Origin of the sequence: Flavobacterium notoginsengisoli (genome assembly GCF_014207905.1) — a bacterium.
In the GTDB taxonomy this organism is placed as follows: Bacteria; Bacteroidota; Bacteroidia; order Flavobacteriales; family Flavobacteriaceae; genus Flavobacterium; species Flavobacterium notoginsengisoli_A.
The window spans coordinates 389,500-414,916 of the sequence record NZ_JACHLB010000003.1; the positions used below are offsets into that span (position 1 = coordinate 389,500).

Below are 25,417 nucleotides of genomic sequence, written 5' to 3' on the forward strand. Positions count from 1 at the left end.
ATTACTGGTTTTGGTTTATATTTAATTGGTTAATTACAAGGTTAGTAAGTTCAATTCCGCTATTTGAAGAAGCTGAAATGGAGTTAAATGGCTGATTTAGGAAAAAGATTTCGGTCATTACTTTTTCGCCATTGTTGTAAAATATTTCTATTGAAGTTTTATCGAGAACAATTTTAAAATTTGCCTCTTTCTGATTTTTGTCCAATTTTGCTTTGTGAACGATTGAAGCAAATTTGTCTGAAAAGTCAATTTTTCCAGCTTTTGTTCGATCAACAAATAAATAGTTTTCTGCATTATTCAATCCGAAAGTTAGTGACTCTCCAATTGCATTTGAAAGTGTAAAAGTGTAGTTATCTTGTTTTAAATTCTTTAAATCGAAACTGATAACTGCTTGTCTTAAATCTATTTTTCCAGATTCAAAAAGAGCTGTTTTACCTTTTACTTTCAGGCTTTTTTTCTCAATTGATTTAGAAACATATTTATCAAGTTCTTTAACTGGATTACTGATCAAACTGTATTCATTTCCTTTTTTGATTAATTGCATTTCGCGTGGCGTTGTCATACTGCTTCTCCATCCATTTGTCGGAACACTTCCGCCGTAATCTAAACTCACCATCCAACCAATAAACAATCGTCGCCCGTCTGAAGTTGGAATGTTATTCCACGTTACGCCTGCATAATTGTCTTTTCCATAGTCTATCCAAACGGCTTTTTCTCTCTTAATTCTTTGTTCAAAATTAGGATCAACGGTAAATTGGGTTCCATCAAAATCTCCCACATAATACTGCGTTCCTGAACCGCCGTTTGCTGCTCCTTGACCTAAACTTTGCAGTAAAACCCATTTCTTTTCATTGGTTCCTTCTACTTTGATTTGGAAGAAATCTGGACATTCCCAAACGCTTTCGTGCGCGCCTAAATCTTTACCAAAATCCGATAAAAATTTCCAGTTTTTTAAATCTTTAGAATTATAAAAATGATCTCTATCTGAAGCTGCAACAACCATTATCCATTGTTTACGGGCTTCATCCCAAGAAACTTTTGGATCTCGAAAATCGCGAATTCCAGGATTTTTTACGACCGGATTTCCTTCATCAAATTTTTTATAAGTAAATCCACCATCGGTAGAATACGCAATGTCTTGTTGTTCTGTATCCAGTTTTCCATCTTTTCCTTTTTCCATATCATGCAAAGTATAAATGGCAACAATTGGCGCTTTTCCGTCTTTACCAAAACCTGAAGTATTTTGCGTATCGACAACGGCACTTCCTGAAAAAATATATTTTTCTTTATCTGGAAAAATGGCAATTGGCTGTTCTTCCCAAACAATCATATCTTTACTGATGGCATGCCCCCAATGCATTGGTCCCCAAACATTTTTTTCTGGATAATGCTGAAAATATAAATGGTAATAACCGTTTGCGTAAAACATTCCGTTAGGATCATTCATCCAGCCTTTTTTTGGCGTAAAATGAAAATTAGGACGATACATTTCTGCTTCAGAAACAGCAGTAGTGGCAACTGATTTCGTTTGTGCTATTACAGCAGAAAATTCAAAACTTGAGGTAAAAAATACTGTTGCACAATAAAGAGCAAGCGACTGTAATTTAGTTACTTTCATTTCGGTTTTATTTGGTTGATAATTAGAAGTTTTTTATTTCGGAAAAAGCCATAAAAGGTCGGAAAGCATGATACTTTCTAGTGGTTATTACGACTTATTTATGATTTTTCTGCTAAAAGAAAATAATTTTAGCACTCATGTTTTAATGACTTTTAGAAAAATTTAATTCTTGAATTTTAAAATTGTTTATCTCTATTTTTTCTTTGGAAGAAATAGAAAGTTTTGAGAAAGGTTTTTCTAAGAAAAAGATTTCCGTCATCACTTTTTCGCCATTGTTATAAAAGATTTCAATTGAAGTTTTATCCAAAATAAATTTAAACGAAGCTTCTTTTTGATTTCCATTTAAAAAGGCTTTGCTAACTGTGGCAGCAAATTTATCTGAGAAATCATTTTTTCCAGCTTTTGAACGATCAACAAATAAGTAATTTTCTTTATTGTTCAAACCAAAACTTAAAGTTTCTCCATCAGCATTTGAAAGTTTTAAAGTGTAGTTTTCCTGTTTTAATTTCTTCAAATCTAAACTGATAATAGTTTGAGATAAATCTGCAACTCCTTCTTTTACTAAAACTAAATCACCACTTCCTTTTAGATCTGCTGTTTTAATAGTTTTAGAAACATAATTATCAAGTTCCTTAACCGGCTGACTTACCAAATTGTAATAAGTTCCATTTTTTACCAATTGCAATTCGCGAGCAATTGTTGTACTGCTTCGCCAAGAAGTTGTTGGAACTTGCTGCGCATATTCCCAGTTAGACATCCAGCCGATAAACAATCTTCTTCCATCTGAAGCTGGAACATTATTCCAAGTTACTCCAGCGTAATTGTCTTTTCCATAATCTGCCCAAACGGCTTTTTCATTTTCTAATCTTTTTGCAAAATCTGGATCGAGTGTAAATGTTTTTCCGTCAAAATCTCCCACAAAATATTGCACGCCAGAACCTCCATTTGGTCCTCCTGGATTTAAGTTTTGAATTAAAACCCATTTCGTTTCTTTTGTTCCTTCTACTTCTATCTGAAAGAAATCAGGACATTCCCAAACACCGCCGTGAGCGCCGATATTTTTTCCAAATTCAGATAAAAATTCCCATTTTTTAAGATTAGATGATTTGTAAAAATGCGCTCGGTCTTGCGCTGCTAAAACCATAATCCATTGTTTGTGCGTTTCATCCCACGTAACTTTTGGATCGCGAAAATCACGAATTCCAGGGTTTTTCACGACAGGATTTCCTTCCTCAAATTTCTGCCATGTAAAACCGTTATCGTTAGAAAAAGCAATATCCTGCTGCTCTACATCAATTTTGCCTTCTTTTTCTTTTGTCATATCATGCAAAGTATAAATGGCAATAATTGGTGCATTTTCTCCTTTTTTCAAACCCGATGTATTGTTGACATCTACAACGGCGCTTCCAGAAAAAATATATTTATCATTATCCGGATAAATTGCGATTGGCTGTTCTTCCCATTTCACCAAATCTTTACTTATCGCGTGTCCCCAATGCATTGGTCCCCAAACACTTTTGTCTGGATAATATTGATAAAACAAATGATAATATCCGTTAGCGAAAAACATTCCGTTTGGATCATTCATCCATCCTTTTTTGGGTGTAAAATGAAAATTAGGACGGTACATTTTTTCTTCCATTGTATTCGGCAAAACCTTAGTCTGCGCCGAAGCCGAAAATGGTATGCAACCCGCCATAGATATTACTATAGCACTATATAGAGCGAGCGGCAGCTGTTTTGTTAATTTCATTTCTGCTATTTTTTTTAGTTAATGTTTCACTTAATACTTCCAGAGAAATTCCTTTGGTTTCTGGCATTAAAAAAATCACAAATAATAATTGTAAAACCATCATCAAAGTAAAAATCAGGAATACGACTTCTGGCCCAATTTCCGAAAATAACATCGGAATTAATGATGGAATAATCGCGGCTAAAACCCAATGCACCGAACTTCCAAATGCCTGCCCTGATGCTCGAATATGATTTGGGAAAATTTCTGAAATGAAAACCCAAATTACAGCTCCCTGACCAATGGCGTGAGAAGCAATGAACAAGAAAAGGAAAACAGGAACTGCTAGTCCGCCCCAATTGTAATAGAAGGCTGCCGATACCAAACCTAGCGAAATAATATACCCAATTGAACCAATGTACATTAACAACTTTCTTCCTAATTTGTCAATTAATGTTACTCCGATTAAAGTGAATATAAGATTAGTAACTCCGATTCCGATACTGCTTAATAAAGCAGTATTTTGTCCTAAACCTGCCTCTTCAAAAATTCTTGGCGCATAATAAAGAAACGCATTAATTCCCGAAAACTGATTGAAAAAAGCAATTAAAAAAGCTAAGATTAAAGGAAAACGGTATTTTTTCATAAAGATATTCTCATGCTTTACTACGCCATTTTCACGAGAATCATCAATAAGATTTTCAATGCTTGCAGAAGGATCTATTGCCAATAAAACTTTACGAGCTTCTTCATCTCTGTTTTTAGACAATAACCATCTTGGGCTTTCTGGTATTCCTAAAATAAAAAGTATATAAATAAAAGACGGGATTGCTTGAACGCCTATCATCCATCTCCACGCATTCTCTCCAATATCTTTTAAAAAGAAGTTAGAAATAAATGCCATTAAAATTCCCAATACAATATTAAACTGATATAAAGCTACCAATCTTCCGCGTTTGTCTGCGGGAGCAATTTCTGAAACGTAAGCTGGCGCCGCAATTGTTGAAGCTCCAACTCCTAAACCGCCAATAAATCTAAAAGCAGCAAATACAAAAGGATCGTTTGCAAAAGCAGCTCCAACGGCAGAAACAAAGTATAAAATACCAATCCAGAATAACGTTTTTTTACGTCCGATTTTATTCGTTGGGATTCCTCCAAAAATGGCACCGACAACTGTTCCCCATAATGCCATTGCCATTACAACTGAACCATGAAAAGCATCTGAGGAATGCCAAAGAAGCTGTAATTGTTTATCAGCTCCAGAAATTACTACGGTGTCAAAACCGAAAAGAAAACCTGCCAATGCAGCAGTAATAGACCAAATCAATATCTTATTCATTGTACATGTATTAAAACTTGTTGCTAAGATATCTGCAAAAAAATCAACTTATTTTTAATGATGTTACAATTTATTTCTATAAATATTGATACATTGTCATTTCAACAATAAAACCTTTATTTACAAGCATTTAAAAAGATTAAAAAACATTTACGAAAACCTTGTAGTTTCAATTGTGTTACATAAGTTTCAAAATTGATACCTAAAATGAAACGTTTTTTAAAGTCTTTACAAAGATGATTTGTACTCTTTTGGAGAAACTCCGAATTTATTCTTAAAAGCGGTCGAAAAATAGTTGGGAGTTGAGAATCCAAGCGAATACGCAATCTCTGAAATATTCATATCATTTGACTTTAAAAGTTCTGCTGCTTTCTCCAATTTCACGTTATTAATATGGTCGCTAATATTGATTCCGATAATGGCTTTTACTTTTCGATACAACTGAACTCGAGAAACGCCCAGTTTGTCTGCCAATTCTTCAACAGAAAACTTCGGATTTTCGACATTATTCATAATGATATTGTTCATTTTAGTAATGAAGGTCTGTTCTTGGTTTCCGAATTTGGATTCTGGTTCTACACGGTAAATATTGTTGGTGTAATAATAGCGTAGTTTTTCTCTGTTAAAAAGTAAACTTAGAATAGATTGTTTTAAAATTGAAAGGCTAAATGGTTTTGTCAGATATTGATCTACTCCGCTTTGCAGTCCTTTTAAAACAGATTCTTTATTGCTTTGAGCAGTTAAAATAATAATAGGAATATGCGAAGAACGAAGATCTTTTTTCAATTCTTTAGTAATTTCATAACCGTCTTTGTCCACTAGATTTATATCGCAAATAATAATATCTGGAATAATTTCTAAAGCTTTTTCTATCGCGTCACTTCCATCAGAAATATTGACAATATATTCGTTTGATAATTTTGCTTTTAAGAATGTTACCAAATCAATATTGTCTTCTATAATTAAAAGCGAATGTTTCTCTGAATCTGAAACAACATTTAAATCTTTCAATTCAGATTCTAAATCTAAATTATCAGTGATTAAACTTGAAATACTATTTTGATTTTCTACTTTTTGAACTATTTCTGAGGGCTGTAAATGCTCTTTTCCTTTCCATAAAGTAATCACAAATTCGCTTCCTTGTTTCGATTTTAATTCGATTGTTCCTTTATGCAAAAGCACAAATTCTTTTGATAGATGCAAACCAATTCCCGAACTATTTTTATTATTATTTGAAGCTCTAAAAAACGGATTAAAAACATTAGATTGTTCATCTTCAGGAATTCCGATTCCAGAATCTTTAAAATGAATTTTTACTGAATTGTCTGCAGATTCGATAATTGAAATCGTGATTTTACCATTGTCAGGAGTAAATTTAAAAGCATTAGAAAGCAAATTGAAATACACTTTGTCCATTAATCCGCTATCCATAAAAAGTTCGAGATTTTTATTTTTAGCAATTAATTGAAAATCAATATTTCTACGAATTGCTTCACCTTTAAAATTAGCCATAACTTCATTGGTAAAATCGTAAATTTTTATGTTTGAAGCTCTTAAAGTAAATTTCTGCTCTTCAATTTTTCTAAAATCCAATAATTGATTAATTAACCTCAGCAAACGATTTGAGTTTTTATGAATCAATTTAACCTCATCGATTAAAGCTGTTCCTTTGATTTTATCATTTTCGATTAAAGATTCTACATAACTCATAATCAAAGTTATGGGCGTTTTAAATTCGTGCGAAAGTCCCGTAAAAAAACTCAATTTTGCTTCATTGCTTTTAGATGCAATTGCTGCCATTTCCTGAATTTCGCTATTCTGATCAATTACGGTTTGATTAATTCTCTCCAATTGCTTTTTCTTTCTAGAAATAGAAATCGTAGAATAAATACTGTAAATCGTCAAACTTAAAATGATAACCAAAAAGAAACTTAATAACCGAACTAAATTGTTCTGAGAAGCATATTCCTTTTCTTGAACTTTTATAGCACCTTGCTGTGATTCTATAACCAATTGCTGCTGGTCAACTTTATCCATTTGATTTTCGATAATTTCGGCATTATTATCATCTATCACAATGGTATTCAATATATTATTCTTAGAAACAGATTCTTTATTATAAATTTTCAAGGCTAATTTTAAAGCTTCATTTCCTCCTGTTGGATACAAAATTGTACCATCTAAAACGCCACTTTTTACCAACTCGATTCCGCCATTTACGCTGTTTAGAGCATCAACACCAATAAATTTAATTTTGTTTTCTAAACCTAAAGTTTTTGCCGTTTCCCAAGCACTTAAAGCCATTCTATCATTGTGTGCAAAAATATATTCGATATCAGAATTTTGCTGAAGAATTGCTTTCAATGGTGCTTTTACAGATTCTTTTTCCCAATCTCCTTGAATGGTTTTTACAATCGTAAAACGCTTATTTTCATTAATAACTTGATTAAAACCAAGCGCTCTTTCGTAAGCAGGTGATGATCCTGCAGCACCCGTAATTTCTATAATTTTTCCAGAACCTTTACTGTGCGAAATAATGTAACGAGCACCAATTCTGCCGATTTCGATATTATCAGCACCGAGATAGGCGGTATAATTTTCACCTTCTATTTTTCGGTCTACAACTAAAACCGGAATTCCTGCTTTTATTGATTTTTCTACAACAGCCGTTAAGGGTTTGGATTGAATTGGAGATACAATAATAACATCGACTTTATTTGAAATAAAGCGTTCGATATCTTCTATCTGTTTGTTAGCATTATTGTTAGCGTCTTTAATTGTTAAATCGACTTCTGGTCTTAAAGAAGCTTCGATTTTAATAGAACTGTTCATTTGTTTTCGCCAGTCGTCTGTGGTCATTGCCTGCGAAAAACCAACTTTTATTTTGTCTCCCTGATTTTGTTTACAAGAAATTAGACTTAATGATACTGCAAAAAACAGCACAATATATTTTACAAATTGATACATGAAGTAATGAGGTTTGGTAAATAGTATAGTTATGAAATAGCCTTCTGGACCAACAGTCTGTCACTATAATTAGGAAGGAATTATATTGGTCTGACAGACAAGAAGGATATTATAAAAAGTAAAATTAAACTTTTATTTTATTTACAGATAATTGAACCTAAATAAAATTGAAAATTTAAAAATATTTCTTTTCTAAAAAATGATGTTTTATTAACGCAACAATGTTTCATTAATTGCGTTTTTTAAACTAAATTGCCTAAAATTTAAACTTCATAAAAAATGAATAGACGTAGATTTCTTAAAGGCTCAACTTTATTAAGCGGACTGGCAGTAATGAGCCCTACAGTCATTTTTTCAAATGATTTGGAATCCATTTCAAAAAAAAGCAAAAAAGCAAAAAATATAATTTTCCTTATTAGCGATGGAATGAGTACGGGAACTCTTCAAATGGCCAACTTATATTCTCAAAATATATTGAACAAAAATGGCAATTGGATGAATTTGTACGCTGAAAACAAAGTTGCCAGAGCATTAATGGATACAGCTTCTGCAAGTTCTGCGGTTACCGATTCTGCGGCTGCGAGTTCTTCTTTTGGAGGAGGATATCGTGTAAAAAATGGTGTTTTGAATGTTGGTCCAAATGGAGAAAAATATCTTCCTATTTGGCAGAAGTTCAAAAATGCAGGAAAAAAAGCGGGCTGTGTTACAACAGTTACAATTACGCATGCAACTCCAGCGGGTTTCTGCGTAAACTCGGACAGTCGAAATGCCGAAAGTGAAATTGCAGAAACATATGCGCAATTAGGCATAGACGTTTTGATGGGCGGTGGAGATGAATTTTTCAATCCTGAGAAAAGAAAAGATAAAAAAGATATTTACAAAATCTATCAAGAAAAAGGATATCAAATTTTAAAAGACAAATCTGGACTTGAAAATTTAAAAAAAGACACTAAAACCTTAGGCATATTTTCTACGGGAGCTTTACCTTATTCTATTGATAGAGCTAATATAACTGAATTACAGTATACTCCAACTCTTGCCGAAATGAGTAAAGCGGCAATTGACCAAATGAAAAATCATAAAGATGGTTTTGTACTTTTAATTGAAGGAGGAAAAGTCGATTGGGCTGCACACGCCAATGACATTGCAGCTTTAATTCACGACCAGCTGGCATTTGATGAAGCTGTGAAAACGGCTATTGATTTTGCTGAAAATGATAAAGAAACATTAGTCATTATTACAACAGATCATGGCAATGCCAATCCGGGACTTATTTATGGTGCGGAAGCGACACAAAAATTCAATAGCATTGCCGATTACAAATACACGAATGAATATATTCTAAATTCTATTCACAGTAATTTCAATCTCCAGCAAATTAAAGATTGGATTTATCAAACTAACAAAATAAGCTTGAGCGATCAAGAAGCACAGCATTTATTGGATTTTTATTCTGGTTTAGAAAAATTGGAAGACGGTTTGTACAATTATAAAAAACTGCCTTTTAAAGCGTATTCAGAAATACAGAAAAAACACAATAACGTCGGATGGATCAGTATGGATCATTCAGGAGATTACGTAGAATTGGCTGCTTTTGGTCCTGGAAGCGAACTTTTAAAACCTTTCGTTAAAAATACAGATATGCATTATTTAATGCTTGAAGCGGCAATGTCTGTTTAATTTTGATAAAATAAAGAAGCGTTTAAAAGTTGATTTTAAACGCTTTTTTTATAGTTGCAATTAATAAAACCGATTGGGCATAATCATTTTAAACACATAGAAAGATAGTATTTTGAAGCTTAAAAAAGGCGTTTCACTAATTTAAATGCACATAGCAGGCTATGTTTGGAAACTGGTTTCTTTTGATCTCTTTTCTTGACAATAAATTCTATGTTTCTATGTGTTAAATTGTATTTCTTAATTTCAACCAACTGGATAATATTAAATTATAGCATTATTTTCATCTGGATTAAAACTTCCTTTATCTGGATATTTGATACTGTTCTTCAGTTCTTCAACCCGTTTTGGATCAAATTTAGGAAGCTGCAATTCATTATTTTCTTTCCATTTTTTAACGGTTTCAGAAACCTCAGCAGATTTTTCGCTTGACGGAGGAGTATCTCGTGCCATATAAAGTGTTTGAGTTGGATGCGCCAAAGATGTTCCGCTTTTTTCTATAATATCCATCATTCTTAAAAGAAGATCTTCTTGCACTTCTTGAGAAATTTCAAAATTTGGAGCTTCAATATAAGACGTTATTTCAACTTTTAATGCATCATTTGTAATTCCTGTAAAACGTACAACCGGAGTTGAATTTAAAACCGATGGATGTGCATAAAGCAAAGATCTTAGCTCCACTAATAAATAACGCATCTGATCTGGAGTAGTTTCCATTCTAAAATTAAAAATCGGATTAAAGATGAAGCGGTCGCGATGCGCAAAATTTTCTATTTTACTGGCAGACAATTGTCCGTTTGGAATAGTAACAATAGTTCGCGCTGCAGTACGAAGCATTGTAGAACGCATTCCGATAGATTCAACGGTCCCTTTTATATCGTCAACACGACAATAATCTCCTACTCTTAATGGCTGATCTGCAATAAGACTAACACTTCCAACGAAGTTTTCGATCGTTTTTTGTGCTCCCAATGCTAATGCGATACCTCCAATTCCAAGTGCTGCAAGTCCTGCTGTTACATCTACACCAATGATTCCGAGTATGGCGATGATTCCAATAAAAACAATGGCAACTTTAGTCGTACGACTCAAAAACAGAATTGCGGAAACAGCCGAAATACGTCCGCGTCTGTTCATTCTGCTTCGTGTAAACATGCTTACAAAATCGGTTAATCTCCAAAGCAGAATTAAAAAAGCAACGATACTTATTGTAATTATAATGATACTAAAACGCTGACGAACTACTATCGAAATTCCCATTCGTTGGGTAAATGCGACAAACAAAAGAACGGTCAGATACATCTGAACAGGCAATGTAAACGCTTCTATAATAGCTTCACCTTTTTCGCTCGCAGCTCTTTTCGATATTTTTTGAAAAAGAAAAACAATTACAAAAATTAGTAATCTTGAAAGCAGGTAAGATACTACGGTCATAACTACAACAACCAGCCAATGTCCAACCGGAATATTCCAAAGTTTTTTTGCTATTAAATAATGAGGCAACACTCTATCTAAAAACGTCTTTTCTCCTTTAATATCGGCATCCATTATTGCTTCGACTGTTTCTGCTGAAAAAAGCCATAAAGCGGGCTGGCTGTCATCTGATTGGTTTTCTACATATAGATTTATTGCCGATTTGTTGGTCGTAATGTTTCCGATAAGATCAACACCAGTTGCCAAATCATCATCTATCCTACCCGTTTCTTTATTGCTAATAATTGAAGATGGAGATAAATTACCGCCTTGATCTAATAACTGCTGAAACGTTTTTACAATTCGAATTCTTTCTGCTGTTTTACGATACGAACGTTTACTTAAGACCAAATACTGACTGGCGCGCAAATAGTTTTGATCTCCAATTGCTTTAATAAATCCGTTTACTGTTCCTTGAGGTGTTCTTCTTCCCAAAGAATCTTCTGGAGTTTTGGCGGGTACTTCTGTAGTAGCTTTTGAAGAACCTAATAATTGAGATTTTGCTGTATTTGAATTTAAAATTAAAACCAACAGCAATAAAGAAGATAGAAAACGTTTAATACCTAAAATCATAGTTTTATCTATTTTAGCAATTAAACTACTAAAAATAAGAAATCTAGAAGAGAAATAAAACCTTTCAAAAACAAAAAGAGCATTTTCTTTTAAAATAAAAAAATAAGAAGCCCGCCACTACCTAAAGTAATTAACGGGCTTTATAAACAGATGGGGGCTGTCTTTTTAAATCTATAATTCGATTTATTTTAATAATGAAAGGATTTTGGCAAACACTTCATTATTCTCATAAACACCTTGAAAATCTTGCGAATGAGGTCCATAAGAAAAAATAGGAACCATAGTTGCCGTATGGTCAGTTGTGATAAAATCACCTTCAATTTGATGTTTTTTCACATTTCCTTGCGGAATTGCAAATCCAGAAGTTTCGTGATCTGCGGTAATAATTACCAAAGTTCCTTCGTTTTTATCTGCAAATTGTAACGCTTGAGTAATTGCAGTATCAAAATCTATTGTTTCAGAAACGATTCCGCCTACATTGTTGACATGTCCGAAACTATCAATTTGTGCTCCTTCGACCATTAGGAAAAAAGGCTTTTTCTTTTTGTTTAAAAACTCTAAACTGTATTTTGTAGCATCGGCTAATAACTCTCCTCTGCCTTCTAAAACTGACGGAACTCTTCCTTCAGAAATAAAAACTCCTGCTGTATCTGCATTACTTGTTTCTAATTCTTTAACTGAATTCAATAGTTTAAATTTAGAATTTAGATCTGTATTTTTAAAGGTTTTTCCTCCGCCTCCAACAAACAGATTTAATTTACTCTTTAATAAATCTTTAGCTATTTCTTCTGTATTTGATCTTTCTTCTGTGTGTGCATAAAAAGCTGCTGGAGTTGCACCAGTGATTTCATCTGTTGTAATTACACCAGTTGCATATTTTCTTTTTTGCAAAACCTCCATAATGTTAGGAATTGGTTGTCGCAAACTATCGGTTCCAATTGCTCTATTATTTGTTTTTTGACCTGTTGCCAATGCTGTTCCTGCTGCGGCAGAATCTGTTGTAAAATCGTCTGCCGATTGTGTTTTTATAAACCCAATACTTTTTAATTGTGTTACCGATAAAGCGCCATTATTTGCTAAAACAGCAGAAGATATTTGTGAAAGACCATTCCCATCACCAATTAAAAGAATAACGTTTTTAACTTGTTGGTCTTTTTGGTCTGTTTTATAAGTTGGCTTATAAACTTTTGAAGAATTACTCGCCGTAATTAATCTCTTTGGCAAAGCTTGAATGTATTGAACGCAATTATAAGGTGAATCTGTGTTGATAATGTCTACACCTAATTCAAAAAAAGCTTTCCAAGCGCTTTTTGTGTCTGGAGCGCCCCAAAAACGAAACGGTTTGTTGGTTTCTTTAGCTTTAGCGATAACAGCACTTATTTTGTTTTTGTCTTCATGCGTTAATCTTCCTAAACCATTCCAAACAGAATATTTTTTATAATCAACACTAACCATCGCTACTTTTGACCAATTTTCTTTTGAAATAGTTTTTCCTAGTTCTTGAAAATCAAAGAAAATAAAATCTGGATATTTTGTATAAGTTTCAGCGTCTGGTCTGTTTCCTGATACAATGATTTTAATGTTTTTATTTTTTGTAATGGATTCGTATTTGCTTAAAACAGTAACCAATTTCGTAAGAGTTGGTACAGCTTCAGTTTTAATGTCAATTAAAAAAAATAATTGCTGTTCTTTTTTAAAATTCATTTTCAAAGCCGTTTCTAGAGGCTTTAAATACAAATCTTCTAAAGTTCTTGAAGCTGTAATTCCTTGCGGATCATGAGAAACGTACAAATTATTGTCTTTTAGAAAAATGTCTGCTTCAATTGAAGTTGCGCCACTTGCATAGGCATTCCAAAACGGAATGGTCTGATTGTAATCGTTATGAGAATGTATTTTAACTTGTTCTTGAGAGAATAATCGGTTTACTGCGCCAATTAAGGACAGGAACAGACTAATGAACAAAACGGATGTTTTCATTTTGAAATAAATTAATGAATATTTGGGTAATAAAAAGCGGTAGGTTTGAGGCAAAAAAGGTGAATGATCTAAAAAAAGATTTCGGTTTTTCTAAAGGGCAAATCAGATTTGAAACACGAAATTTTTACTAGACGAACGTGAATTCTTGAAGAAAAAAATTAAAAAACAGGGGATTTTAAAAGTCCTAAAACCACCCTGTTTTTAACAACTAAGCGTAAGAAGACTGCTTAAGCATTAACAGTCTTCATATTAAACACAACAAAACAACTTACTTAATATCCTTTATTCTGAACTAAATATCCTGGTGTGTTAGATGCTCCATCAATTGCAACTTGAGGAATTGGGAACAATCTTTTGTTAACATCAGTATCTGATTTTTCAGTCCATTTATCTTCGAAATGGCTAAAACGAATTTGAGTATTTCTTCTTAAACCTTCCCAGTAAAACTCAAAACCATATTCTCTATATAAAATATTCAAATTAATTGCTGGAAGCGCCGCTGGAATTGGAGCACGAGCTGTTCTAGAAGTTCTTACTGTATTCATATCAGCAAGTGCGCCAGCAGTATCTCCTTTTCTTAATTTAGCTTCAGCGCGCATCATAAAAATTTCAGCATATCTCAATAATACCATATCTACACTACTGTAGTAATTTCCGTCTGGAGAAGTGTGGCTAAATTGGTATTTAGAAACTCTGTAACCTGCAGCGTGAGTACTTCCTTCATTAGTAAAATCAACTTTTAAAGTAAGATTTACATAACCTACGTTTTTATCTGGACCATTTCCTTTAATTTGTTTTACTGGATAAATTCTGTATCCTGTATCACATTTATAGAATGCTCCGTTTGCATCTTTTCTGGCAGCCCATGGCACACCTCTTAAAATTCCTCTGTCAATTTCAAACTCTTCTGCTTTTACACAGTAGTAATGATCCTGATCGTTTAGTGGAGAAAAACCAGTAAGATCTTTTAGGTTATCTGGCACTTTTGCATTGTTTTTATAGAATCTAGAATCTGCGTTTGCAGGATCTACAGATCCGTAAGCATCAACCCAAGTTTGATAAAAATCTGAAGTAATTGCTGGTCCGTCAGTTCCGTCAGCGTTAATAGATTCAGGTCTTGGAAACATCGATCCAGGAATTGACCAATAAGCCCAACGGTTGTTTTCGTCTTTTAAAACTCCACGCTGATCTAAAGCAAAAATTACTTCTTTGTTAGAATTGTTATCGTCATCAAATAAATCAAAATACTCAGGTGATAAAGTGAATTTTCCAGAATTAATAATGTTATCTGTGTATTTGATTACTTTATCCATATCTGCAGGTGTAAATGAAGGTGTTCCGTAAGGATCTCTATAAACCGCTGCATTTAAATTTAATCGTGCTAAAAGTCCCCAAACCGCAGATTGCGTCATTCTACCTGGTCCTTTATCTGTGTTAATTACATCAGCAACAGACAAAAGTTCGTTTTCTATATAAGTTACAGCATCTTGACCTCTAAGAATTTCAGAAGTTGCAGCCGATGATTCTTTTTTGAAAACAAGTCCCCAGCTGTCTAATGTCATCATGTTCAAATAAGCTCTAAGTGCTTTCATTTCGTAAAGTGCTCCTTTTGCTTCTGTATTTCCATCTTCTGCAAGAGGAGTCAAAACTTCAATAGCAGATAAAGTTCTTGAAATATTTTTAGTCAATTCATTCCAAGTACTTGTAACCAAATCATTTGTTGGTGTAGTAGTGTGCGCATGTACTGCTAAATATTTACCTCCATCGTACCAATCTGTTCCTCCTCTGTATGGTAAAATACCTTCGTCACTTGCAATCAATTGTAAACCAAAATTGTTAGTATGAATCCAAGTTGATTTTAATTGACCATACGCTGGAGCAATTGCACCACTGATTGCGTCTGCTTGTCCGCCTCCGTTTAAGGATTCGTCTAGCACTTTTTCTTCTAAGTCTGTACAGCTCCAGTTTAAAAACAAACCTAATCCAAGAGCTGCTATTATTACTTTATTTTTCATGTTATGTTTTTTTATTAAAATGCTACGTTTAAGCCAAATACAATTGTTCTGCTTCTTGGGTAACTGAAGTAGTCAATTCCGAAAGATTGAATATCCCCAACTGAAGTTCCTGTATTAATTTCAGGATCGTAACCGCTATATTTCGTAATTACAAATAAATTTTGTCCTGTTATAGAAAGACGGATATTATCCATAACATCTGTAAGTCCGATTAATTTTGGATTTAAATTATATCCTAGAGTAGCATTGTTTAATCTTAAGAAACTTCCGTCTTCTAAATATCTCGTAGAAACGGTATTAGAGTTTGTAGAAGCTTCGTTTAAATATTGAGAAGCTCTGTCTGTAGTATTGAAAGAATTTGCTAAACTTCCTCTGTTGAATGAAGACATTGCAACGTGGTTGTATATTTTATTTCCACCAGCACCATTAAAGTTCGCTCCAAAATCGAAATTTTTATATTTCAAATTCAAGTAAAAAGCGTAGATATAATCTGGTAAAGCGCTTCCTGCAACAATACGATCATCATCCAAAATTTGTCCGTCTCCGTTTGTATCTGCAAATTGGTTTAAACCATTAGAACCAATTCCTGTGAAGTTAAGCATGTAGAAAGAACCAATTGGTTGTCCGTTAAGTACACCGTTAATAGTTGCTCCAGATTGTCCACCTCCTTGTGCACCACCAGTAGTTAAGATTTTATAAGGAGAATTCTCTACTTTATTGTTTGTAAAAGAAATGTTTCCACCAATGCTGTATGAGAAATCTTTGCTTTTGTCACTGCTGTAATCTAAAGCAACCTCAATACCATTGTTTTTAATCTCCATATTTGGAATGTTTGTCCAATATTTTGATGTAGGCTGAATCGGATCTGTTGGTGCAACTTCTAATAAAATATTATCTGAAACTTTATTAAAATAATCTAACGTACCTGATAATCTATTGTTGAATAAACTAAAATCTAAACCAATGTTTGCTTGTGTAGAAACTTCCCATTGAATATTAGGATTAGCCAAACGAGTATAGATTGAACCATAAGGGTAACCGCTCAAGTCTGTAGCAGAAGGATCTAACGGATATGTATCGTTTCCTGTATTACTTTCTGTATAACTTGCTTTTGTAATTTTAGAAGGAATTTCTTGAGAACCAGTTTGTCCCCAGCTTGCTCTTAATTTAAGATTGTTTATCGTTTCAGAATCTTGTAAAAAGTTTTCTTTAGTAATATTCCAACCTAATGCAACAGATGGAAAATATCCGTATCTATTGTTTTTTCCAAATTTAGAAGAACCGTCAGCACGCATTGTCGCGGTTACTAAATATTTGTTGTTGTAACCATAGTTTAATCTTCCGAAGAAAGACTGTAATTCATTTTCGATTGCAGATGAAGATTGTGTTGTACGCTCACTTGCTGTTTCAATCTGATTTTTTGGTTCTACACCGTTATCAGGGAATCCAGATAAATTATAGCTCTTTTGGTTCAATTGGATTTTTTGGTAAGATTGACCTGCTAAAACCGTAAAACTGTGATCTTTTACATTAAAATTATACGTTAAAGTATTCTCGTATAAAGTATTATTATTGGTAGAAACAATATTATTTAAAGAACCTAAAGTTGTATTTGTAGCCGAAGAATAAGGCAATACTTGAATATCTCTTTCAGACATTGAATAATCAACTCCAAGGTTAAATTTATACGTTAACCCTTTAATGAATTCGTAAGATGGAGAGATATTAGCCAAAATACGATTGTTGTTTGTAAAATCAGAATAGATTCTTTCGCTAATTAGCGGATTTAAAACATCATTGCTTAAATTAGTATTTGGTTGTCCGTTTACATAAACAGCGTCTGTTGGATTCATTGTCAGCATATTTCCAACAACTCCTCTTGCATCTGGTCTAGAATTTTCAAGTTTAGTTCCTGTAAGGCTGAACGTAACATTAAATTTATCATCTAATGCTTTTTGACTTAAATTCACACGTCCAGAATAACGTTTTAAATCACTATTTCTTAAAACACCTTCTTGATTATCCATACCAAGAGAAGCCGAATAAGTTGATTTATCTGTTCCTCCGCTCATTGTTAAATTAACATTTTGAGAAACCCCAGTTCTTGTTAATTCATCTTGCCAATTTGTATTGGCACCGCCATCTTGAAGTGTTCCGTTTACAGCTGCAACTTGTTTTCTAAATTCGTCTGCGCTAAAAACATCTACTTTATTAGCCAATGAAGAAAAACCAGTCGTCATAGAAAGATTGATTTGTGTTCTTCCTTTTGATCCTTTTTTAGTTGTAATTACCACAACTCCATTTGCAGCTCTAGAACCGTAAATTGCAGATGCAGATGCATCTTTAAGTACGTCTATACTTTCGATATCTTGCGGATTGATAAAATTTAAAGGATTTGAAGCCACTCCATTACCACTATTATCCAAAGCAAAACCGTCTACAACATAAAGAGGTGTTGTTCCAGAACGTAAACTTCCAACTCCACGAATAATGATGTCTTGATTTGCTCCAGGCTCACCACTTGCGGCTGTAACGTTAACTCCGGCAACTTTACCTTGAATCAATTGTCCTGCATTGGTAACAACTCCTTTATTAAAATTTTCACTTTTTACAGAACCAATTGCTCCCGTTACATCCGATCTTTTTTGAGAACCGTAACCAACAACAACTACTTCATTTAAAGTACTAACCTCTTCGGCTAGAGAAACATTTAATTTTTGATTTCCAGAAAAAGGAACTTCTTTAGTTTGAAATCCTACATAAGAAAAAACTAAAACACCTTGATTGATTTGTGCTTTAATTTGAAAATTTCCGTCGAAGTCTGTAGTTACAGCTCCTTTTGGTTCTCCTTTTACATATACAGAAACCCCTGGTACGGGTATTTTTTCTGCCTCAGAAACCACCGCTCCTGATACTGATACCTGCGAGTAGGAATATGACATACATCCTAAAGCAAGAATTAACAATGCATAAATTTTTTTCATTTAAATTACTTTTTTTGTTTTGCCAAAAGTATTTTAACGACACCTCCAAAGGGAGGATTTTTGTTTTTCAAAAGAGGACTTTTAATTCAATTTGGAATAAAATTGATCGCAAAAAAGAGGAATATTGCACATTAACATTGTCCTAACTTTCTACAAATACAGGGCTAACAGAAATCTTAAGCAGAGTACTCCTTAAATTCTTTGAATTCCTTTGGCGTTTTCCCAAAATACTTTTTAAACGAGCGTCCGAAGTATTTTGGATCATTATATCCACACTCAAAACTGATCTCAGATATGTTCAATCGTTTGGTTTTTAATAAAACCTCAGCCTTTTGCAAACGAAGTGACATTAAAATATCTGAAGGAGATTGGTTTAAAGTTTCTTTGAATATGCGGTAACATTTTACGCGCGAAATGCCCAATTCTTCTCCTAGCATTTCGACATTAAAAGATGGATTCTGAAGTTGATCCTTTATAATTTCTAAAGCTCTTCTTAAAAGTCTTTCATTCGCCGTTACGTGTTCGCTGTCTTCTGTTAGAATCTCAAATATTTTCTCCTAAATTTTATGCTCTCTCAGCGGTTCAATATTTTGATTGATTAGACTATCGATTTTTTTTCTAACGAATGACGCACTGGCAGGAAGCTGTATATGAGTTTCGATACCCATTTCTAATAATTGTTCGTTCAATTCGTAATTGATATCTTCAGAAATATAAATCATTGGTATTCTGATATTCGAATTGTCTCTATTTGATTTTAAAAAGTCAATTAGTTTTTTAGAAAATTCGGTTTGATATAAAACCAAAGCCGAAATATCGATTTGTTTCATTACCGCATTTAAATTGGAAACCGAATTCTCAAAAATCAAATTGAAATTTTCGCTGTCCAAAACCTGACTTGCAGCAGGATTATTGTATGAATCTCCAAAAACTAACAAACATTTTTTATCAGTTGCAAATTGATCTGGATAATTGAAATTTTTCCATGAAATTGTTTCTTTGAACTGAGTATCAGGATTTACATTTTCTATCGGAATACGTAGCATTATCCTAAAATCTTCTTCTGAAAACGGAATTAACTCTGCTTCCAAATCCTGCAGTAATACTTGAAGGGCTTTAAAATATGGACTGTAATGAGAAATATTGTACCAATTATCCTTTAAAATAATACTGTCCGAAACGGCTTTAATTTCGATACAATTCTGTTCGTAAATAATGGCGATATTTAGGTTGCTATCTTTATCTGAATATTTGCTCAAATCGTTAAAAAGATATTGCATTGCCAATTTTAAACGTAAAACATCTACAGACGCAAAACAATCAGAATTATCAATTTCGCAATTAAAATTCACTTCATTTTGCTGCAATTCTTTCTTCAATTTTTCGACATTATTTCTAAAAACAGGAAATAGACTTGTCGCTGATTTTTTTATTGGTCCAAGGTCTTTTACATGTTCGAGGTAGTTCCATTCTGAAATAAGTTTTACTAATTTACCAGATTGAACAATTAAATCACGATGTATTTCTGTATCCTTTTTAAATGCATTGGAAATCTTAATTATTCTAGAAATGGGTTCTTGAAACTCCGCAAGCATGAAGGTTTTAAACTTTTCTATTTCAAAATTTTCCTTTTTTAAATTACTATGAAGAATCAGCAGTTTTTCTTTTTGTTCTAGAATTTTTTTATTCTTTTCGTCCAATTCTTCATTAACCGCTTCCATTTCCTTTTTCTGATTTTCGATAACGGCAGTTCTTGTCGCTACAAGTTCTTCCAGATATTTTTGCTGCGCTAGAGAGGCTTTATTTTTAACATAAACCACTATAATACAAACAAGAAGAATAAATCCTGAAAGCAGTATGTAAAACAAAATCGATTCGTAAAAAGCTTTTCCTATATGAAGAGAAAACAGGACCGGTTCTGGTTTTCCATTTTTTCCTTGTTTAACGAAAAAATTGTACTCGCCTGAAGAAAGATTCGAATATTCTATCTTATTATTGGAAGGCAAAGGAATCCAATTTTCATCCCGTCCTTCCAATTTATAATAAATGGCAGCTTTATTATTTCGAGGAAAAAGAATCGGAATTACTTCTATTTCTAATCTATTATTACTAAAACTTTTTTCAATTGATGCTTTCGAATTTTCAACACCATCAATTTTCAATTTTATTTTTGCTTTTGAATTACTAGCATAAATAGTTGCTGGATTAAAATAATTAAGACCTTCTACACCTCCAAAAAACAAATTCCCTTTAGAATCCTGATAATATGCACCTTCTGAAAATTCTGGTGCTTGCCACCCATAATCTGGATTGTAGGACTTAACACTGTAGTTTTTCTTATCAATAGAAGCAATTCCTTTTGTCGTGCTAACCCAAACTTTATTACCAGTATCAATCAGTCCGTACACCATATGACTTGGCAATCCTTCTACCTCTGTAATGTTTCTTATAACACCATTTTTTTTATTAAAAACTGTTACGCCACCAAGAGACGCAATCCAATAATTATCTAACTCTTTATCGACAAAAACAGAATAAATACTATTGCCTAAAATTCCATTTTTTGTGGAGATTTTTTTTAAAGCATTAGTTTTTAAATTAAAAACAACAACACCACTATTTTCAGTTGAAAGTATCAGGTTTTGATTGTCTTTTTTGACATTCCTAATATGAAACTTGCTTAGTAATTCCTGTCCTTTAAATTTTTCAAACTTTCCTGTTACCAAGTTAAATTTAGCTAAACCACCCCAGCATCCCATCCATAATTGTTTGTTTTGATCTTCAATTATAGAATAACATCTTTTAATAGAAGCTCCCTCACTGTTTGCTGTCTCATAGCTCGTGCATTTATTACCAGAAATCCTTAGAATTCCACCGTAAGTTCCTGCCCATATATTGCCATCACTTGATGTAAACAGACTTCTAACACGTTCCCAATCAGGATGTGAAGATGCTTTTGCAATTTTAAATTTTTCAAAAACTTGGCTTTTATCATTATAACAGTAAAGTCCTCTTGTGTAATATCCCAACCAGATTTTTCCTGTATTATCTTTAGTAATAGCTCTAATTGTTTCATCTGGAAGATTTGGCTCTTTTAAAGGATGGGGAACAATTGAATTTATTTTTTCAGAACCACTAAAAGCCATACTTAAACCTCCGTCTTTTTGTCCTAACCAAACATTCCCAAAATCATCAAGATGAAGCGCTTCTATTTCGTTGTTTTTAAATGAATAAGGCGCATATAAATCGGCTGTAAGGTGTTCTATTTTATTTTCGTTTGTAATAATGTACAATCCATTTTCACGGGTTGCAAACCAGATATTTCCCGATTTATCTCTTAGAATGTCATTTATTTGAAGTTTAGGATAATTCTGAAGCAGTATGTTTTTTAAATTTGCGAAATTTGTTTTTCTGACATTATTTACAGCGGTTTCTACAAAAGAATTGTTTTTGTATTCGAAATACTTTTTTTCAGTTTCGACCACAATATTACCTTTTTGAGATAGATAGAGATTTTTTGGTGGCGTTTTAAACTCAAATTCCTTAAACTCTTCATTACCAATATAACAGTTTATATCACCTTCTTTAGTCATAATCCAGATTTTTCCAGATTTATCTTTTTTTAACTTGGTAATATAATTGCTCGAAATGCTTTTAAGATTATTAAAATTATTTTTAAAAATCTTAAAATTATAACCATCAAAATAGTTGAGTCCGTCCCAAGTTGCAATCCACAGTCCTCCATCATTATCACTTTCTATATCCACTACAGAATTGTTGGATAATCCTTGATTGGTTGTAAAGTTTTCGAATTTTATTTGTTGTCCAAATGAATATTGTGTAAAAAGAAATAATAATAGTATTGCCCTAGTCATTGCGTGTAATTTAACTCGCAAGTATACAATCGCAAGTTAACTTAAACATAAATTGTATGTTAAATTAAAAAACGGTCCAAATGCAAACTGAGTAACTCAGAAAGCAAATTCAACAGAAAAATTTAACAAGTTTTAGAAATATTAAAATTTATTAAACAAAAGAAAACACATCATAATCTTATCTTAATGACCGTAATACTCTCATTTCTTGAGTTATTTCGTATATTTGCGAATTAGATTTCAAAAAGCAAAAGTCAATAATGTTCCAACTTTTCCCTGTAGACCCCAAAACCATTTTTCTACTTTATTTCTGGGGTAATTTTTTTACTTGCATTTTAATTTTTAGCTACTCCTTTTCTTACGCTACAAGCGACAACAAAAAAATATTAAAAATTTTCGGCTTGGGTAAATTAATATTAACCGTAGCATGGATATTTGCCCTTTTGCGAAATATTATTAGCGATTTCACTTCGATTAATATCGCCAACTCTATGATTCTTGTTGCTTGTTGTCTTGAAACAATTGCTATGCTGGCACTCATCAAGACAAAAGCTAAGAGACAGTTTAACTTACAAATCGCTATAACCATTATTACTATTTTAGCTTTCAATATCGGGACTTTTCTCGGAGCCGATATGAATTCACGTGTTGTAATTGCTGGTATTGCAGTTTTTGCCATCTATTTAATTCCAACTATTCTGTATCTAACAGAAAAGGACAAAGGCTTTTTTAAGACCTTCTACGTTCTATGCTATGGCGGATTTGAAGTTTTAATTTTAATAAGAACCATTTACAGATATCTATATCCAGAGGACAAAGTTATTTCTTATGGCACTTTAGACAGTTTGTACAGTATTTGTCTGTTTTTGCTGTCACTTATCGGAATCGTAGGTTTTTTACTTTTGGTGAAAGAAAAACAAGATCAAAAAATTCAGAAGCTTCTAGACGATAAAAATCAGTTTTTTTCAATTATATCGCATGATTTAAGAGGACCGTTAGGATCGTCTGTTTCACTTTCTGAGCTTTTTCTAGAAAATATTGAAGATTATTCTAGAGAAGAAATTAGAGAAATTTCGGAGATGCAGCATGAGTCTAATAAAAACATTTACAAGTTGTTAGAAAATTTATTAGAATGGTCGCGCGTACAAACGGGCATGATTACTTTTTCTCCCAAAAGATTAACACTGAATACCTTAATCAAAGAAAATCTGGAATTAAGTAAAAATGCTGCATTAAACAAAAACATAAAACTAATCTTTGAATCAACCGATCAAATTGATGCCGAAGTAGATAAAAATATGATTGGAACTATTTTGCGAAATTTACTCAGCAACGCCATTAAATTTACAGAAAAAAATGGTGAAATTAAAATCAAACTACTGAAAGCAAACCAACAAGCAAAATTTTCTATTACAGATAACGGAATTGGAGTTCCCGATTCTATCAAAGAGAATTTGTTTAGAATTAATGAGAAAGTGACACAAAAAGGCACCGAAAATGAAACTGGAAGCGGTTTAGGATTGCTTCTTTGCAGTGAATTTATTAAAATTCATAACGGTAAAATCTGGGTTGAAAGTGAAGCTGGAGAAGGCAGTACTTTCAAATTTACGTTGCCACTTGAAAATATCTAAAAAAAAATCCAAATTCCAGTTTTAAATTGGAATTTGGATTTTTAAATATTGGAATTTTATTTCGTTTATTCTAATACAAAACTTACGCTAACATTTGCCGTAATTTCGATTTCGCCAATAGCTAAAGTTTCATTAGAAGCTCCCATTGAATCGGCTTCTTTCATTCTCATCGCAGCATAAACTGGTTGTGGATGATACACCTGAGTGTTATCAGAAATTGTAAAAGCTTTACCAACTTTTTGTCCTAAAACCGAAACGTAATCTTCTGCTTTTGCTTTAGCGTCTTTCATTGCTAATTTTCTAGCTTCAACCTGCAATTGCGTTTCTTTTGAAGATTCAAAAGTTACTCGGTCGATTCGGTTAATTCCTTGCTGAACCAAACCTTCCATCAATTCGTCGTATTTAGACAAATCTTTAACTACGATTTCTACCGTTTGAGTAGCATTATAAGAAGTTTTCTTTTTCTCATAATCATACTGCGGATTAAGAGCAACTTGTTTAGTTTTGAAATTTGCTGTTGGAATATTCATTTTTTTGATGAATTTTAAAACAGCATCCATCTTTTCGTCGTTTTGTTTTTTAACGTCTTTAGCATTATTCCCTTTTGTTTCAACCGTAGCTGAAATACAAACTTGATCAGGTGTTACTTTTACTTTTCCTTCCCCATTTACATTGATTAGAGGTATTTGTTTGATTTCCTGGCCGTAAGACATAGTCATAAACATGATTGTTAAAAATAATACTAGTTTTTTCATTTTTGTTAAATTTTAATATTTGATTAAAGCTTTTCAAAAGTTGTGCCAAGCATTATAATTTCCCCAATTTTGCCATTCCAAAAAGTATGATAATTGGTATAGCCAGTAAAATAACCATTAAAGTATTATCTGTAAATAACGAAGGTTCTTTTATCAAAGTAATCAAATAACCGCCTATAGCACCGCCAAAATGCGCTGTGTGCCCAATATTGTCATTTTTAGCGCGCATTCCGTAAATCGAGTATAATAAATACACAATACCAAAAATATATGCTGGCATCGGAATGACAAAAAATACGCCTAGCATCATATTAGGCTGTAGCAATATTGCCGAATACAAAACTCCCGTAACAGCACCAGATGCTCCAACGGCACGATAGCTGTAATCGTTTTTATGAAACATCATCGTAAGAAGATTTCCAAAAATTAAACTCCCAAAATAAATCAGAATAAAAGAAAATGTTCCTAGCCACGATAAGACAACCGGAGCAAAGAAATAAAGTGTCAGCATATTAAAGATTAAATGCATCATATCAACATGCAAAAACCCAGAAGACAACATTCTAATCTGCTCTCCCGAACGAATGCTTCCTACGTGAAATTCGTACTTTCTAAAAAAAGAAAGATCATTAAAACCTTTGTAACTAATAACAGCGTTGGCAACTATAATCCCTGCTAAAAAAATATTCATAAATAATTATTATTGTGAATGGTAAATATAATCATTCTTAAAGATAAGTTAGCATCAAACCAAAATATCGAAGATTAATCATTTTTAATTTATCTTTGTAAAAAAAAGCT

Annotated in this window: 14 protein-coding genes; 2 read left to right on the forward strand and 12 right to left on the reverse strand. The window is 32.8% G+C overall.

All coding sequences use genetic code 11. The features are described from left to right. Position 1: 1 nt before the first annotated feature. From HNP35_RS11995 to HNP35_RS12010, 4 genes are all read right to left on the reverse strand, one after another. Positions 2 to 1,618 carry a glycoside hydrolase family 32 protein gene (locus HNP35_RS11995; protein ID WP_184162034.1) on the reverse strand — a complete coding sequence of 539 codons (1,617 nt, stop codon included), beginning with the start codon at positions 1,616 to 1,618 and terminating at the stop codon, positions 2 to 4. 142 nt (positions 1,619 to 1,760) lie between these two features. Beyond that, the gene (locus HNP35_RS12000) at positions 1,761 to 3,371 is read right to left on the reverse strand and encodes a glycoside hydrolase family 32 protein (RefSeq protein WP_246453498.1); all 1,611 of its coding nucleotides are present in this window, start codon (positions 3,369 to 3,371) and stop codon (positions 1,761 to 1,763) included. Beyond that, on the reverse strand, positions 3,334 to 4,689 hold the full coding sequence (locus tag HNP35_RS12005; RefSeq protein ID WP_184162037.1) for a sugar porter family MFS transporter: 1,356 nt from the start codon (positions 4,687 to 4,689) through the stop codon (positions 3,334 to 3,336). Before HNP35_RS12005 ends, HNP35_RS12000 begins: the two co-directional genes overlap by 38 nt. A gap of 228 nt (positions 4,690 to 4,917) precedes the next feature. Beyond that, positions 4,918 to 7,656, reverse strand: a complete 2,739-nt coding sequence (locus HNP35_RS12010) for a substrate-binding domain-containing protein (RefSeq protein WP_184162040.1) — start codon at positions 7,654 to 7,656, stop codon at positions 4,918 to 4,920. A 279-nt stretch (positions 7,657 to 7,935) separates the two neighbouring features. Between HNP35_RS12010 and HNP35_RS12015 the strand changes: the two genes are divergently transcribed. Continuing rightward, positions 7,936 to 9,336 (forward strand): alkaline phosphatase, encoded by a 1,401-nt coding sequence (locus tag HNP35_RS12015; RefSeq protein ID WP_184162043.1) that lies wholly within the window; start codon positions 7,936 to 7,938, stop codon positions 9,334 to 9,336. A 261-nt stretch (positions 9,337 to 9,597) separates the two neighbouring features. Here HNP35_RS12015 and HNP35_RS12020 read toward each other — a convergent pair whose 3' ends face one another. The 6 genes from HNP35_RS12020 to HNP35_RS12045 form a co-directional block, all read right to left on the reverse strand. Beyond that, positions 9,598 to 11,379: a mechanosensitive ion channel family protein gene (locus tag HNP35_RS12020; protein WP_184162047.1), complete on the reverse strand. Its 1,782-nt coding sequence runs from the start codon at positions 11,377 to 11,379 to the stop codon at positions 9,598 to 9,600. Positions 11,380 to 11,562: 183 nt separating this feature from the next. Beyond that, positions 11,563 to 13,356 carry an alkaline phosphatase gene (locus HNP35_RS12025; protein ID WP_184162050.1) on the reverse strand — a complete coding sequence of 598 codons (1,794 nt, stop codon included), beginning with the start codon at positions 13,354 to 13,356 and terminating at the stop codon, positions 11,563 to 11,565. Between the two features lie 272 nt (positions 13,357 to 13,628). Next, a complete protein-coding gene (locus HNP35_RS12030; protein WP_184162052.1) occupies positions 13,629 to 15,371 on the reverse strand; it encodes a RagB/SusD family nutrient uptake outer membrane protein in 1,743 nt (580 codons plus the stop codon). A gap of 14 nt (positions 15,372 to 15,385) precedes the next feature. After that, a complete protein-coding gene (locus tag HNP35_RS12035; protein WP_184162055.1) occupies positions 15,386 to 18,355 on the reverse strand; it encodes a SusC/RagA family TonB-linked outer membrane protein in 2,970 nt (989 codons plus the stop codon). Positions 18,356 to 18,531: 176 nt separating this feature from the next. Further along, on the reverse strand, positions 18,532 to 18,792 hold the full coding sequence (locus HNP35_RS12040) for a helix-turn-helix domain-containing protein (RefSeq protein ID WP_184162057.1): 261 nt from the start codon (positions 18,790 to 18,792) through the stop codon (positions 18,532 to 18,534). A gap of 120 nt (positions 18,793 to 18,912) precedes the next feature. Beyond that, positions 18,913 to 22,230 carry a ligand-binding sensor domain-containing protein gene (locus HNP35_RS12045; protein ID WP_184162060.1) on the reverse strand — a complete coding sequence of 1,106 codons (3,318 nt, stop codon included), beginning with the start codon at positions 22,228 to 22,230 and terminating at the stop codon, positions 18,913 to 18,915. A gap of 401 nt (positions 22,231 to 22,631) precedes the next feature. Between HNP35_RS12045 and HNP35_RS12050 the strand changes: the two genes are divergently transcribed. Beyond that, positions 22,632 to 23,861: a sensor histidine kinase gene (locus HNP35_RS12050; protein WP_184162063.1), complete on the forward strand. Its 1,230-nt coding sequence runs from the start codon at positions 22,632 to 22,634 to the stop codon at positions 23,859 to 23,861. 65 nt (positions 23,862 to 23,926) lie between these two features. On the opposite strand, the gene HNP35_RS12055 is transcribed toward HNP35_RS12050, so the two are convergent. Next, positions 23,927 to 24,616 carry an SIMPL domain-containing protein gene (locus tag HNP35_RS12055; protein WP_184162066.1) on the reverse strand — a complete coding sequence of 230 codons (690 nt, stop codon included), beginning with the start codon at positions 24,614 to 24,616 and terminating at the stop codon, positions 23,927 to 23,929. A gap of 52 nt (positions 24,617 to 24,668) precedes the next feature. Further along, positions 24,669 to 25,307: a rhomboid family intramembrane serine protease gene (locus HNP35_RS12060; RefSeq protein WP_184162083.1), complete on the reverse strand. Its 639-nt coding sequence runs from the start codon at positions 25,305 to 25,307 to the stop codon at positions 24,669 to 24,671. Positions 25,308 to 25,417: the final 110 nt, after the last annotated feature.

Coding starts and splice junctions, on each gene's coding strand:
- HNP35_RS12055 (WP_184162066.1), bottom strand. CDS start 24,616: ATGAAAAAACTAGTATTATTTTTAACAATCATGTTTATGACTATGTCT.
- HNP35_RS12010 (WP_184162040.1), bottom strand. CDS start 7,656: ATGTATCAATTTGTAAAATATATTGTGCTGTTTTTTGCAGTATCATTA.
- HNP35_RS12035 (WP_184162055.1), bottom strand. CDS start 18,355: ATGAAAAAAATTTATGCATTGTTAATTCTTGCTTTAGGATGTATGTCA.
- HNP35_RS12020 (WP_184162047.1), bottom strand. CDS start 11,379: ATGATTTTAGGTATTAAACGTTTTCTATCTTCTTTATTGCTGTTGGTT.
- HNP35_RS12060 (WP_184162083.1), bottom strand. CDS start 25,307: ATGAATATTTTTTTAGCAGGGATTATAGTTGCCAACGCTGTTATTAGT.
- HNP35_RS12000 (WP_246453498.1), bottom strand. CDS start 3,371: ATGAAATTAACAAAACAGCTGCCGCTCGCTCTATATAGTGCTATAGTA.
- HNP35_RS11995 (WP_184162034.1), bottom strand. CDS start 1,618: ATGAAAGTAACTAAATTACAGTCGCTTGCTCTTTATTGTGCAACAGTA.
- HNP35_RS12005 (WP_184162037.1), bottom strand. CDS start 4,689: ATGAATAAGATATTGATTTGGTCTATTACTGCTGCATTGGCAGGTTTT.
- HNP35_RS12015 (WP_184162043.1), top strand. CDS start 7,936: ATGAATAGACGTAGATTTCTTAAAGGCTCAACTTTATTAAGCGGACTG.
- HNP35_RS12030 (WP_184162052.1), bottom strand. CDS start 15,371: ATGAAAAATAAAGTAATAATAGCAGCTCTTGGATTAGGTTTGTTTTTA.
- HNP35_RS12040 (WP_184162057.1), bottom strand. CDS start 18,792: ATGCTAGGAGAAGAATTGGGCATTTCGCGCGTAAAATGTTACCGCATA.
- HNP35_RS12025 (WP_184162050.1), bottom strand. CDS start 13,356: ATGAAAACATCCGTTTTGTTCATTAGTCTGTTCCTGTCCTTAATTGGC.
- HNP35_RS12045 (WP_184162060.1), bottom strand. CDS start 22,230: ATGACTAGGGCAATACTATTATTATTTCTTTTTACACAATATTCATTT.